Origin of the sequence: Paenibacillus xylanilyticus (assembly GCF_013359935.1) — a bacterium.
In the GTDB taxonomy this organism is placed as follows: domain Bacteria; phylum Bacillota; class Bacilli; order Paenibacillales; family Paenibacillaceae; genus Paenibacillus; species Paenibacillus xylanilyticus.
Window position 1 is genome coordinate 591,523 of the sequence record NZ_JABMCB010000202.1, and the last position, 14,926, is coordinate 606,448.

Here is a 14,926-nt window from a genome sequence, read left to right on the forward strand (position 1 = left end):
TGACTACTGGCTTGATCATTACATGATCAAGCCCTTTAAACATTCTGCTTAACAAAATAATGATCTACAGCATATTTGAAGGCATTGATATAAAATGCTGTCGCCTTTTTGCTCACTTCTGCGTTTGGGTTAATAATATCAAATCCATGATAACACCCCTTATATATTTCGAACTCAACGGAAACCCCGGCTTTTCTTAAACGATCCACATATTGAATGGTCTCATCCCTGAATGGTTCAATATCTCCGACAAAAGTGACCGTAGGCGGCAGATTGCTGTAGTCTGAAGCTCTGGCCGCCGCTGCATAAGGCGGAACCGCATCTTCAGCTAACTCCCCCAAATATAATTTCCACGCCCATTTATTATAATTCGAGTTCCAGATTGGGGCATTGTTATCTTTTGCTGATTCCGTACCATTTCTATTATCTATCATTGGATAAAGAGGCATTTGGAACGCGATCTTCACTTCTCCTTTATCTCTCGCATATAGCGTAAGTGCAGCCGTCAGACCTCCACCTGCACTTTCTCCACCGACCATGAGTTGGTCGTCACGGATTCCAAGCTCTTTTGCCTGATTTTTCATCCAAAGCAATGTGTCATAACAATCCTCCAGCGCAGCCGGATACTTCGCTTCTACGGATAAACGGTAATCCGGCGCGATAACCACACAATTTTTGGCACGGATTAATCTTGTACAAGCATGAACAAATTGCTCCGGATTCCCCATTGCATACCCACCGCCATGAATCCAAAGAACCCCGGGAAGATCTTGATGGTGATTAGCAGGTCGATAAATGAGAATACGTATTTTAGAATCGCTATTTTGACGGGGGATCCACATTTCGCTGCATGTAATGCCCTCAATGTCTTTTATCTTTCCCCCCGATTTGTCTGACCTTATTTTAAATTTGACCATCGACTCCACCCACTTTTCTTCGGAAGAGGATTTCAACAATAAGTCAATAAGTCTGCCTTTAAATCGTAATTGTCTATCAATCATTTTTTTGGTTACCTTCATGGAATATCCCCACCTGTTTTGGATTTTTTAAATTACGCATGATTACCCAAATCAATTGAGTTCGTATAAGGAATCTCGGAGATGCTTGATATCGCTTATCGGGGGAAGTCCAAATAACCTGGCGTATTCCCTGTTGAACTGGGACGGACTCTCATAACCGACGCTAAAACCCGCATTTGCCGCGGAAAAGCCTTCTGTGAGAAGCAAACGTCGTGCCGTTTGCAATCGAATCGTCTTATGATACTGCAACGGACTCATTCCAGTTACACGCTTGAAGTGTTTGTGCAAGGACGTTACGCTCATGTTTACTTCTTTAGCCAGCTCGTTAATAATGAGAGGTTTGGAGTAGTCGCGGTTAATATGTTGGATGGCCTTGGATATACCTTGTGCATAACTGCCAATGACGGCAAATTGCTGGAGTAACACCCCCTGCTCGCTCTGCAGCACTCGATAAAAAATTTCACGAATGTAGAGTGGAGCCAACATGGGAATATCGGCGGGACAATCAAGGAGTTTTACAAGCCGGATAACTGCCTCTAACATCGTTGGCGTGGACTGATTAACCATTATGCCGCGTCCCGTCTTTAAACTTTTCTTTTGATTCGATCTATTGACGATGTCCAGCAGAACGTCCGGATGAAGTATCAATTGCAGGCTCAAATAAGGAAGCTGCGCTGAAGCATTTGTAATTTTGCCGATCACGGGAAGATGAACGGATGACACCATATAGGAAGCTGAATCATAATGGTACGTTTCACCAACCAACGTAGCTGTCTTCGATCCTTGAACAATGATGTATAGAGAGGGCATATTAATTGTATACGTCGGTTCCGATTCTTGGCTGGCACGTCTGAAATGTAGTTCGGGTATGGCAGTGGAGTTCATACCTTCAACAGCAGAATGCCGCTCGGTAAGACGAAGCAATTCTTGTAGAGGGCTTGTAAAGGCATTCGTTTTGATGTGGTCGTTCACATGAATCACCGATCCTTATAAGGTCAATCTAATTCCTCAATTGTATCTGGCAGGGAAGGATTAGGCAATAAAAGCGCATGAATGGTCTACCTCATATAACGTAGATTTAACTATACTTCACAGTGTAAGTGCAGCAGAGCACTAGCAAAACTCACTATGAAGGAAGGGTTCATCCATGAGCGAAGAACAATACAAAATACATTCAGGAATTCAAGGTAAAGTTGTTATCATTACCGGGGCCAGCAGCGGGATCGGAGAAGCAACGGCACTTCTGCTTGCCGCACGTGGAGCTAAAGTTGTACTTGGAGCACGCGGAACCGATCGACTTGAGAAACTTGCGGAACGAATTGTGAATCAGGGGGGCCAAGCGGTTTATGCAAGCATTGATGTGAAACGGCGTGAAGACTTAACCCGTCTTGTCGCGCTGGGTTGTGAAAAGTACGGCAAGATTGACGTATTTATTAACAATGCCGGAGTCATGCCGATCTCTCCCCTTGATGAATTAAGGATCGAAGATTGGGAAGCGATGATCGATGTAAACATGAAGGGCGTTCTGTACGGGATAGCCGCAGCGCTACCTCTTTTTCGCGAACAAGGATCGGGACATTTCGTGACCACCTCTTCCATTGCAGGACATAAGACAGTGCCCAATCAATCTGTTTATTCAGGAACAAAGTTCGCAGTTCGGGCCATTTCCGAGGGGCTTCGTCAAGAGGCCGGCAATCAAATGCGTGTAACCGTAATATCGCCTGGTATTGTGAAAACAAATTTCACTGAAAGTGTAACAAATAGCGAAGTAAGAGATAAACTCGCATCTATTCGGGACGAAATGGCAATGCCTCCGGATGCGGTTGCTCGTGCCATTGCATTCGCCATTGAGCAACCTGACGATATTGACGTAAACGAGATTGTAATCCGTCCCACTGCACAAGCTTAGGGCACAGCCGCATAAAATATTGACACAAAGGCAAAACTCTTGCCCCTCCACAACATATTCAGGTATGGTTGGTTTCTGTATATAAGAAAAAGAAGATCATCCAAACGGCACTTATCGTTGGATGGTCTTCTCTTCATTATACTTTATGAAATTTTAACCGGATGCCAGCATGCTTCAATGTCTTCAATGACAACCAGTTTATGCAGCTTCAATTGTTTTATATAAACAGGTTATGATTTGCATGAGCAGCCTGGCCCAAGTAGTAACCCACACCTCCAAGCTTAACATCATCCATTAATTCTTCGCGATGAATTCCCATTAAATCCATGGACATCTGGCAGGCGACGATCTCAACTCCTTGGGAAGTTGCGGTTTGAATCAGTTCTTCCAGTGAAGGAACATTATTATTCTTCATAAGACCTCGGATAATTTTCGGCCCAATACCCAACATGTTCATTCTGGACATGCCAAGCTTGCGGCTACCACGTGGAAGCATCATATCAAACATACGAGCGATAAAGGTTTTGGATACTGGCTGCGGCTCATGTTTACGAATAATATTCAATCCCCAGAATGTAAAAAACATCGTTACTTTGCGTCCACTTGCAGCTGCACCATTTGCAATAATAAGAGAAGCAATTGCTTTATCCAGATCTCCGCTGAAGATCACCATCGTGCTGGCAGGCTCAGCATTAGCAGTTTCCATTGTTGGAGATACAGGCTGTTTTGTTTTCTTGGCTACAATCGCATCAATAATACCGCCCTTGCCACGCTCCAACTGCAGGAGCGGGGAACCAGACATTGCTGCCCAAGCTTTCATATCTTCATAAAAACCTGGATCCGAAGCTTTAATATGCAACGTCTGTCCATCCGTCAGTTCATCCATTTTCTGTTTGACTTGTATTAACGGACCGGGACAACTCAAACCGCATACATCCAGTTCCTTATCAATATGCACTGACTGTCCGGATGCCAGATTGGTCTCCCCAAACGAAGTTCCTTTTACTGTAGCCACTTGCTCGCTATGGTCCTGGCCACCATTATGATTACGGTTTTCGGAAGAAAATGGAGCTGGCTTAAATTGAGCTTGACGGTATGTTTTATAGCCTCCACTCAAATTTTTGACGCTAAAGCCATGCTGACGCAAAATTTGCGAAGCCGTATACCCACGTAAACCGACCTGACAGTATACCCAAATTTCTTTGGTGGAATCCAATTCATTTAAACGCTCACGAAGCTCATCCACCGGAATGCTTACTGAACCCGGAATATTCCCATTACGATGTTCCAAGTCACTGCGTACATCCAGCAGTATGGATTGTTCCCGCTCGCGTGCAGACAGCTGATCATAGGTGAAAGTTTTCACACGTCCTGCCAAGAGATTTTCCGCTGCATAGCCAACCATATTAACAGGATCTTTCGCAGAGGAATACGGCGGTGCATAACTCAGCTCAAGCTCCGTCAGATCGCTGACGTAACCACCAAAATGAATGGCTGCGGCAATGTCATCAATCCGTTTGTCCACCCCATCATATCCTACGGCCTGAGCGCCCAGAATTTTACCTTCCGGTGTAAACAGCAGTTTAAGCGTAATCGCACTCGAACCCGGATAATAAGATGCATGGGAAGCAGGATGCACGATGACCGTCCGATAATCAATACCAAGACGCTTTAATGTTTTTTCATTACTACCGGTAGAAGCTCCTGTCATTCCAAACACTTTAATTATGGATGTCCCTTGTGTTCCTTTGTAAGTGGAATGTATTCCGGCAATCCGATCAGCAACGATTCGACCCTGTTTGTTGGCAGGCCCTGCAAGCGGAACAGCTGTCTTATGTCCATGAATATAATCACTTACTTCGATGGCATCACCAACAGCATAAATATGCGGCACACTGCTTTCCAGCGCTTCGTTGACAATGATATGACCTCGTGTACCGAGAGAAATACCGCTATCCTTCAGGAAAGAAGTATCCGGAGTGACGCCTATCGCAAGAATAACCATATCTGCAGACAAAACATCACCACCCGCAAGTTTAACACCAATGCCCTGTTCTTGTGCAAGAAAGCCCTGAACACGCTGGGAAAATAACAGGTTTATGCCATGCTGTTCCATTTCCTGTGCCAGTGCAGCTGCCAGTTCAGGATCAAACGGAGTGAGCAGTTGATCATTTCCCTCAACCAAAGTCACTTCAAGTCCTGCTTCCCTTAAATTTTCTGCCATTTCAACACCGATAAAGCCTCCACCTATAACGATTGCAGATTCGTTGTTAGATGAATTAACTTGTTCTTTGATGCGGTCAATATCTGGAATATTTCGCACGGTATAAATACGTTCGTTATCCTTTCCCGGCAAATCGGGAATGATCGGACGTGCGCCAGGTGACAGAATCAACTCATCATAACTTTCTTCATATTGACCGAGCTCATGGCTTTGTACCTGCACCGTGCGATTGACCGGATCGACAGCTATGATCTCGCTCTTCGTTCGTACATCAATTCGAAAGCGATCCGCCATCCCCTTAGGGGTTTGTACCAGCAGACGCTCGCGGTCAGCGATCGTTCCGCCAATATAATAAGGTAAACCGCAATTGGCAAACGAGATATAAGGTCCTTTTTCAAAGATGACTATTTCCGCATGTTCATCCAGACGGCGCAGGCGAGCCGCTGCAGATGCACCACCTGCAACGCCCCCTACAATCAATACTTTTTTACTCATGACTCACAATCTTCCTCTCCAAACAAAATAGTAACAATCTGCGCAATTCGTTGGTCGGCAAGCACATAATTTACTTCAAGGCCGTTGCGCTCGGTAGCGACAATCCCCGTACTCCGCAGCTTCTGCAAGTGTTGAGACACGGTTGATTGCGGTAGATCCAGGCATTCCTGCATATAGGAAACATTACATTTCTTTTTTCGCATCAGCCCGCGTACAATGCACAGGCGAATTGGATGTGACAGAGCTTTAAGCAGATTTGCAGGTTCGTCAAATTGCGTCAGATCACTGCTTTCAAAAGCGGGAGTATCCATATTCATCTCTCCTAGAACGTTATATTAGGATATTACGATATAGCGATATAGTTGTCAAATATCGAATACTATCTCTTTCCGCGCACCCGCAAATCCGCGGAAGATTCAGCAGTTTTAGTCCAAACCAAATAACCCCCACAGTCAGGGAGGTTGGTTGGTTGTATGATGTTCTAATGCGTAGTTGGAACTCCTTACTTGATGGCTCACTTGCTTCCTAAACAGGATTTAAGTTGTTTAATTATTTATGAGCATATACACGATTTTAGCCATTTCTGCACGTGTGACTTTACTTTTTGGGTCAAACCGAAGATGCGCTTTGCCTGTCATCAATCCCAGTCCATTGACGTGCTGGACAGCTTCTTTTGCCCAAGAAGATACTTGGATTTGATCCGAGAACGAAGATTTCACTATGTCTGCTTGTTGAACATCAAACAACACTTCGGAAGCTCTCATCAAAATCACGGCTGCCTCTTCCCGGCTGATGGAATCTTTTGGCCTGAAGAGATTACCGCTTCCTTGCACGATACCGAGTTTGGTTGCTTCGGCCACAGCTGCAGCATAATACGCGTCTGCGGAAACATCGGTATAACCCACTGTTTTTTCCGAAGAACTCAACCCTGCAGCACGCATAATCAGGGTAATGAAATCGCCCCGACTTACCTGCAAGGCAGGACCGTAATTCTCATTATCCATACCTTGGATGAGATGTTTCGCCACTAATGTATTGACGTAACGCTCTGCCCAAGAGTCTTTCATATCTTTGAACTGTTTATGATATTCCAGAATGGCGAATAGACCTGGATGGTCCGCCTCAAATGTCACGGTTCCGCTTCCGAAGCGACCGCCTTTATATTCAATTTCTTTCCCAAGCAGATAAACGCCAGCATATTCCGATTGAATCTGCTTTTGCTGTTCGGCCGTCAATGTCCGTTCAAGCTTGACCGGACTACCGAATACCTTAACCTCCGTCTCGTTTTCTCCTTGGAGCATAAACATGCGCAGCGATTGCCCAATCTCCGTGCGTGAATAATGCTGTGACTCACTTAGACGGTCACTCAACAGCTGCTTCATATCATCATTCATTAAAGTAGTCATGCGCAGCAGCAGCTGATCCGCCCCTCCCCATTGCTGCGGCATGGAAGCAGCTGGGATCGTAACTTCTAATGCCGACATTGAAATCACGATTGAAAGTCCGCTTGTTTTCGCCTTTTTCACCGCTTCTGCAGGAAGATACACATCAAACTGCCCGTCCGGCTCTTGCTTGTCTTCAAGTGAAACGACTACTTTCCCGCCACTTGCTGAAGTAACGGCTTGCTCCATCTCATGTGAATCTGCACGATAGGTCCCATCGGAAGATGCACCAAGCGTAATTCGGCCGTTGCTGCTAATCGCTGCTGGGGGATTGGACTCGTTGGAGCTATCCGTAGGAGTTCCCTGATTACCGGTTCCGTTACCTGTACCTCCTCCATTACCAGGTGTTTGTTCCCCCGGAGAAGAAGTCCCTGTATGGAACCCCCAAATATCTGATAGGGCACTTCCACTATATTTGTCTTCTGCTTTGGCGTACCACTGGTAGTAGTTCTCGTTTGAAAGCCGCTTCCAATCCACAGAAGCTTCTTGCCCACTCGCAATGTTAGCCTTAGAGCCTATTTCCTGATCCGTGTAAACTTGTACCCCGATATAATCCGTGGCTACTCGCTTCGTTGTTGGTGCCAGACCAAGATCCAGGCTAAATTCGTCTTTGCCTTGTTCCGTCTCGGGATCGTGGTAATTGTAATCGTCGAGATAAGGCGAATACGTCTTGATATGAAGTTTATTGTTAGCCATGTCAAACTGCATAAGCCGTATATAGCCAAGTCCGCCTTCTGCCGCTCCTTGATAGTCAGCCAGCATTTGATAGACGTTGCGGTCAGGAATACCGTCTCCGTTATCATCCAGCTGATCAACCTTAAGCTCTGCATCGTGATAGTGTCCGGAAAGGGCAGCAATCACATTTTTGTTCGGTTTTACGACCTTCTCATAAATCTGGTCTGCAATCGGTGAACGGTTATTGGATACGAGCAGATATTCGTGTAAACAGAGAATCGCTTTGCGTTCCGGATACTTGGAGACGATCTCGTTCATCCATTCAATCTCTTCCTCTCCAAGCCCCCACCCCATGTAAACAATGACGAAATCATTACCGTTCGCTGAAACCAAATCATAATGTCCACGATTATTCTCGTATGACCCGCCAAATACCTGATTATTTTTGAATCTGTCCTCTCCAAAGTACTGCTGGAATTTGGCATAATCGTTGTCCTGGTGTCCAACATCATGATTTCCTGCCAATACGCCGTACGGAATTGAAGCATCCTCAAGCACCTTCATGTTTTTGTCTGCCTCGATCCATTGGTATTCCTGATCCGCTTTGTCGACGACGTCCCCCGTATGAATAACATATTTGATGTTCATGTTTTCTTTTTGCCCGGCGATCCAGTTCACGATATTTTGATAGATTTGCGGATAGCTCTGGGAGTAATACTGCGTATCCGACATCCAAACAAACGAAAAATCGTACGGATCCTGTGACTCCGGAGTTGGTTTGCTGCCTGTGGTCTCAGCTTTTTCCACAAGTTCATCCTGCACCATAACCTGGATGATGTGATCCTTCGCATAATCACCCGCTTTTACCACAGCTTTTAATTCAAAATCTCCTGTACCAGCAATAACTTGATCCAACGGATTCCACTTTTGCTCGCTCATGCTCCAGGCATACAAGCTTACTTTCCTGTCTTCAAGTGACTTGCCCTGCCATTCGATTTCGACACGATCCGTGCTTTTCACGGATGGATCAATCTTTACTTCAAAGCGCTGGTAAGGGAACTGCTCCACCGAGTCATTAACGAGATATATTCCGTCGATTTCGGCGATCTTCCTGTAATCCTCTGCATTCATGGCCTTTTCTCCCGAAGGAGTCATTTCTTTAGGCGGCTCGGTAACGGAAGTGTTCATATAGCCCGTAAAGCCTTCGGCTCGGCTTCCATCGTATTTGTAACCTCTGTAAAATGTCACGTCCATATCGTCGTTGCTTGGGTCCTGAACTTTAACTGTCAGATTGGCATCTGATCCAACATTCGTTTGATTTTGCTTGGGAGATACTAACTCCGGTGGAAGCGGGTTCTCATCGGGTATTTCAAAATTCACAGTTCTCTCCGCAACGTTGCCCAATTTATCTGTTGCCTGAATCTCCAGTGTGTGCTTTCCGGCCTGCATTTGCCCAGACGAGGTTCTCAGGGGCAGAACGATCTCCTTGCCGTCGAGCTTCACACTAACCTTGTCCATGCCGGCTATTGCATCGTTGATCTCAGCATCGATGACGAAATCTCCACGGTATTCCTTCCCCTCTTCGACCGTCGGCGTGATTTCGGGGGCCGTATTATCCACCATGACTTTGGCCGTAACATGCTCTGCCCCATCGGTTACGGCTACTTCATGAGTGCCATCCGGGATGTGGGTTGTGTCCCACGCATAGGCTTTAGCCTTCAAAAGTTCAGGCTTTAGGTCGAAATGAAAGCCAATCGATTCACTTTTCCCGGCAGAATCACCCATTTTGATCTGTTTCTCTTTTTCAGCGTAGGCCGGGTCCCATATTTCAGTGCCGTCTGCCAAAAGCAATCGGACGTTTTTGACTTCAAAATCATCTTTGTTTTCCTCCGGACGTTCATCAAACGGCGAAGTTTTGGAACCTGCCCGAATATAGATCACATTGTCGCCCTGAGCCAAACGTTCCGAATCGATCGGATAGGACAACGTTGTGTATGTCGTAATGGGTTCCATGAACGTATAAAGAATGGATTTATCCTCCAGTTCTGATGGTCCCATTGTTACAGCATTCTTAAAGTAATAATCGACATTAACTGCTTCGAACACGAAGTATGCATCATGCTCAAGTGCGGCAAAGGTATCATCTTCCGGCAGAACTTCTCCGTCAATGCTGAGGGCAATGTCCGTGCCTGCCATTTGCGAGGTTCCTTTTATCGTATAAACACCGTTAATAGTATCCTGATCATTTACGTTCAGGCGAAGCGGTTCATCGCTTACCCCTCCGGTCACGGATATGCTGGTCGTCTTGGTTCTCGATTCATTAACGCCATCAGAAGCGACGAAATAATACTCGATAGTTTTGCGTCCGATCAGATCAGCTGATGTCATTGTATAGTGGTACAACATATCATCGTAGTCTTCTGTCAAACGATGAGCCGTATATTCGGCCTGTTTGTCTGAACGAACGAATACCTCAACCGACGTCACCTCTCGGTCATCGCTGGCGTCGAGAGTCAGCTCCAATCCTTTGGATTGATCTGCCTCGGTCATGTTCGTCAGGTCCTGAACCGTTGGCGGAACCACATCCAAATCGATATGAACCGGCTCTGAAGGGACCTGTTCGGGCAAGATGCTGCCTGGCGAGGGAGCTAACACACCAGAACTGGATTTGATCATCATCGTGCTGCCATTTACAGGGTAAGCGTAAGTGATCGCCCTGTCTTCCTTCGTTTCATCGCCTTTGGTACCGTCCTCGTACGCCTGGTCGGCATCATAATAGGCAGAAGAAATTTCCTTGCCGGTATTCGTTTTGATCACAAGGGCTCGGCGACCGGAGTTCGCCATCCCATCGCTCGGAATTGATTGCAGCGTAACATTAGGGATTAGACTGGTTTGATAAAATAGATTGAAATCATTTTCGGAATAAGAAGCGTTGGCGCTGTTTTTAATCCAAAATACGACCGACTGCTGCGCAGGAATGACAAAATCGGGATGGACTGCTCCCCATTCCACGTCCGCGCTGGGTCCTTTGTCTGGATAACGGTAATACAGGCTATAGTTTTTAAAATTAACCGGTTGGTCCGTATTGTTATAAACCTCGATGTACTCATAGGCGTCTGTAGATGTACCCGTAATATTCGTTGTATTTGGCACAAGTTCCGTAATAAGCAGCGTCGGTGCTTTGGATGGGTCGAACGCATCCATGTGTACCTGAGCCGAATAAGGGATGTCCAGGTTGCCTGCTTGTATTCGGTACTCGAGTTCCGGAGCAGTAAGCACGGAAGCCGGAATCGTTGCTGTATAATCGTCCGTATTAGTTACATTCGTCATGGTCGTGACAGTGTAGCGATGTTGGGAAGGAGTTTTGTATAATAACTTAACTGCTGGCTTGGTTCCATCCGGATTCGTACCCAGATTTTTAACCTGAGCCTTCACCTCAAAATCCTGAATTTCCAAGGGAACCTTTGGAACCGCATGCACAATTTCGGTTTGCGATCCCTCCTCCACAACTGGCGGAACCGCTTGTGCAAGATCAATCACGCCTGGCGTGGCAGGAATTCCCCCTGAATTCTCCATGACGCTCATCTGCGTACTTCCGGCAGCCGGATGTTTGAAGAATATCCCCATATCCGCCTTAACGTGAGCCGGTTCGTAGGCAGCGGAAACGATGCTCTCATTGGTTTGGTTCTTGATTACAAGTGATCTGAGACTGCCGTTAGCCATGCCTCCTCCACCCTCAATGCGGAATAAGCGATCCCCTTCAATGAGGGTTGTCCCAAAGTTTTCATTGAATTGCTCGGTCGTAAGATGGTTGTTGCTTCCGTTCAAAATCCAGAATACGATCGGGCTCCGAGCAGGAACGATGATATCCGTACCTTCTCCTGTCTTCCACGTATCCTTGTTATTGTAGAAAAAGACATAGTCTTTGAAATTTATATCATGATCCGTATTGTTATAGACCTCAACGAACTCGTACGCATCTGAACTAACATTTGGCACATTCGTCGTATCCGGTACCATCTCGGTAATTAGAAGCTCTGGTCCTGTGTTCTGCTGCATGGGGGACATAGATGGACGAATCCTCGTGGAGTATGATGCCGAATGAATGGTCTTTCCTTCATAATCCACAATATCGATGGAATAGTTCAACTCACTGCCGACCAGTGCCTCTCCGGGAATGTCCCCTGCGTATGTACCTGGCTGCTGTTCTACTGGCCCGAGTTCAACGGGTGCAAACATTTGGCCATCGACGGAAAAAGAGATGCGCCCGGTCAACAGCTGATCTGTGCCATATACCGTGGCGGTAACCGTATAATTTTGCATTTCGGTAATCCAATCCGAAGCGGTGTGGTTTACCTGAACATTTACAGCTTGCTGAAATTGTGTCTGTTCCCCGCTGTCTGTCAATGACACCGTTTCTGCGTGTACTGCAGGCAAGGAGGAAAATGGCATTCCCGTTGCCAGAATCATGCTGCTTAGCACAGCGATGGAAACACTTCGCTGAAATATCCTTCTTCTGTTCAATTTAACCCGCATCTCCTTTTATTCCATTTTGGTTTGCTCTAAGTAAACAAGCATTCTCTATCATAAAAGGTATTTGTTAGAAGAGTACACTCGCAAAGTAAATAGAGAGTTAAGCCTACCTTATACTGGTCCACTATCCAAATATTCAAATACTTTTATATCCGTGTGAAATCCAGAACGACTTTCATCGCTTCATAGCCAAAAGCCCCTTCCGTCTTCCGGAGGGGCTGGATACTGGATTATTCCTCTTCCTCTTCTGCCTGCTGGCTAGGCGGAGCCATTAGTCCTTGTACCGCACCCATAAACGGCTGGATGGACTTGATCATGCCGTAACCCATTTTCACGACAGGCACAAATCGCTGGATCATGCCGAACAAACGCAAACCACCACCAAGCATGCCTCCAGCCGAAGCAGCCCCGCCCAGACCGCCGAAACCGCCTAACAACGAGCCCATCATGGGTAAAAAGGATGATACTTGTGCACGAGATGCTGTACGTGATCGCATAGATGACTTGCGCATGCTGTTCACCCGTTTCCGACTCGGCGAAGATTTGCCTTTGCCGCTCGAACCAGCTTTTCGTTTAGCAGCATGGGAACTCCCAGCTCCTGTTGCCGGACGTGACATTTTTCCTCCATTGGTAAGTACCACGCCTCCGCTGCTCACCCTAGAGATGTAACCGATGTATGTTTCACCGTTATGAAGAGTCACACAGACCGGCCGATCCTTATACCTCTTTGCCTTTACACGTATTTCATTGGTTTTAGCCATGGAATATCACCTCAATCCGCTGATCTGCTATAGTCTACGCGCTGGGTGGACTGCTTGACTGTGCGAATAGGACATCCGCGTGCCGAAAAAGGATTGACAAATGAAACTTGCGCCTCATCAAGATTAGGTAAAGGTTCGTAAGCATTGAAAATAAAAAAAGGCCCTTCTGTAATGAAGGGACCGATTATTTTCCTCTTACGACTCGAAAACCCTGATCGGGTCCAAACCCATTTGCATCGAATTTTCCCGGAAAGGAAATTTCATTGTTGTTAACACCGCCAATCCAGCCACCTCCCTTGACCACACGCCAAGTGTTCTCCGGGCTTTCGGGATGACTGTACCAGTCCCAGCACCATTCTCTCACATTTCCAGACATATCGTGGATTCCTAACTCGTTTGCCTTCAGCGTCCCCACTTTTTTCGTTTGGTTCCGATTATTCTCGATGGCCGGCCAGCTCCAGTCTCCGGTTAATAGCTTGTCCCCAGCATTGACCCAGTACCACGCCACTTCGTCAGGATTATTGCTTCCACTGTAGACATAGTTCAGACTTTTTTTACCCCCGCTTGCGGCATATTCCCACTCCGCTTCTGTAGGCAAGCGATATCCATCAGCACCTTCATTAATGGTAATAGTCCATTTTAAATGGTCGTTTTCATTCTTATTGTTTGTATCCGTCGTATTCTTGTCGATCTCATAATAAGGTTTCAGGTTTTCCTTGATGCTTCGTTGGTTGCAATATTCCACCGCATCATACCAGCTCACCATTTCAACCGGCAAATCATCTCCTTTGAAACCGGACGGATTCTCGCCCATAATGTCCTGCCATTCCTTCTGAGTCACTTCGTATTTCCCAATATAAAAATCGGACAGCGTTATGTTCTTGCCACTAAAAGTGGACTTGTTATTCTTAAACGTCCCACCCTCCACAAAAACAAGATGATCGCCAACACCGGTGCCGGTTGTTGAACAAGCGCTCAGGCCAGCGACTGCAATGATTAAAAGAACGACCAACCACTTCTTCATTCAAATGTCTCCTTTCGATCCGTAAATTGAAAGCAAGACAGGCTGTCAACCTGTCCTGCTTGAGTCTGTCCTAGAAGGTATGCGTTACAATAGCCTCCTGGTTCAATTGAAAGAGTCAACGAAAGTTACCAGACCGTCACATTAGAGCTTCCGCTGCTTTGATATCCTTCTGTCGCCATTACCTGATAGGACCAGCTGTTGCCCAGATACATCCCTTTACTTGCCCAGGCATTCACGTGATTACTAAACGTAATCGTAGAGTTTACTCCAATAGGCCGCTTGGTTTGTCTGACACTCCAATACTGAGGGAAGGTTTGCGTACCATCAATCGAAGGTGCATTGTATCTCATCGTTGTATAGATGTCGTATGTGCCGCCATCACTGTTTACCGTACCTTTGTATGTTCCGGTTGGACGATATGTCCCCCAGTTGTCCACCACGTAATACTCAATAAGTGCATTTCTGGTCCAGCCGTAAAAGGTCAAGTATCCGTTACCGGAAGGAGAAAATACGCCGGCATTGTAGTTGACTACCCGATTTGGCGTACCGTATGTCCACCCTTTCCCGACAACAAAATTCCCGGTGTTCTGCCAGGTTACACTGTAATTTCCGCCAGAGCCATTCACGGCATTGACCGTTCCTCCGCCATCTGTCCAATTCTGCCAATAATCTGTCGCCGCACTTGATGTAGCGGCAAATACTCCGAAACTCATGGAAGCTGCAAGAACGACCGTCAACAATTTTTTGCTGAATTTGAACATGGTAGAATACCTCCTGATATTTAAATGGATTTAGTACTGACCATATGCCGATTTTCATTTCCCTGGGTCTGGGTATTTCATGG

Annotated in this window: 9 protein-coding genes; 1 reads left to right on the top strand and 8 read right to left on the bottom strand. The window is 46.3% G+C overall.

What is annotated here, in order from left to right; genetic code table 11:
* Positions 1-35 precede the first annotated feature (35 nt).
* Positions 36-1,019 carry an alpha/beta hydrolase gene (locus HP552_RS29265; RefSeq protein WP_175398872.1) on the bottom strand — a complete coding sequence of 328 codons (984 nt, stop codon included), beginning with the start codon at positions 1,017-1,019 and terminating at the stop codon, positions 36-38.
* Between the two features lie 51 nt (positions 1,020-1,070).
* On the bottom strand, positions 1,071-1,904 hold the full coding sequence (locus tag HP552_RS29270; protein ID WP_175399152.1) for an AraC family transcriptional regulator: 834 nt from the start codon (positions 1,902-1,904) through the stop codon (positions 1,071-1,073).
* A gap of 262 nt (positions 1,905-2,166) precedes the next feature.
* On the opposite strand from HP552_RS29270, the gene HP552_RS29275 reads away from it, so the two are divergent.
* Positions 2,167-2,928, top strand: a complete 762-nt coding sequence (locus tag HP552_RS29275; protein ID WP_175398873.1) for an SDR family oxidoreductase — start codon at positions 2,167-2,169, stop codon at positions 2,926-2,928.
* 217 nt (positions 2,929-3,145) lie between these two features.
* On the opposite strand, the gene HP552_RS29280 is transcribed toward HP552_RS29275, so the two are convergent.
* The 6 genes from HP552_RS29280 to xynA form a co-directional block, all read right to left on the bottom strand.
* The gene (locus HP552_RS29280; protein ID WP_175398874.1) at positions 3,146-5,647 is read right to left on the bottom strand and encodes an FAD-dependent oxidoreductase; all 2,502 of its coding nucleotides are present in this window, start codon (positions 5,645-5,647) and stop codon (positions 3,146-3,148) included.
* On the bottom strand, positions 5,644-5,958 hold the full coding sequence (locus tag HP552_RS29285) for an ArsR/SmtB family transcription factor (RefSeq protein WP_175398875.1): 315 nt from the start codon (positions 5,956-5,958) through the stop codon (positions 5,644-5,646). Before HP552_RS29285 ends, HP552_RS29280 begins: the two co-directional genes overlap by 4 nt.
* A gap of 234 nt (positions 5,959-6,192) precedes the next feature.
* On the bottom strand, positions 6,193-12,288 hold the full coding sequence (locus HP552_RS29290; RefSeq protein WP_175398876.1) for an S-layer homology domain-containing protein: 6,096 nt from the start codon (positions 12,286-12,288) through the stop codon (positions 6,193-6,195).
* 239 nt (positions 12,289-12,527) lie between these two features.
* Positions 12,528-13,058: a hypothetical protein gene (locus HP552_RS29295; protein WP_175398877.1), complete on the bottom strand. Its 531-nt coding sequence runs from the start codon at positions 13,056-13,058 to the stop codon at positions 12,528-12,530.
* A 184-nt stretch (positions 13,059-13,242) separates the two neighbouring features.
* Positions 13,243-14,082, bottom strand: a complete 840-nt coding sequence (locus tag HP552_RS29300; RefSeq protein ID WP_175398878.1) for a formylglycine-generating enzyme family protein — start codon at positions 14,080-14,082, stop codon at positions 13,243-13,245.
* A gap of 125 nt (positions 14,083-14,207) precedes the next feature.
* Positions 14,208-14,843, bottom strand: a complete 636-nt coding sequence (gene xynA, locus HP552_RS29305; protein ID WP_175398879.1) for an endo-1,4-beta-xylanase XynA — start codon at positions 14,841-14,843, stop codon at positions 14,208-14,210.
* Between the last annotated feature and the right edge of the window lie 83 nt (positions 14,844-14,926).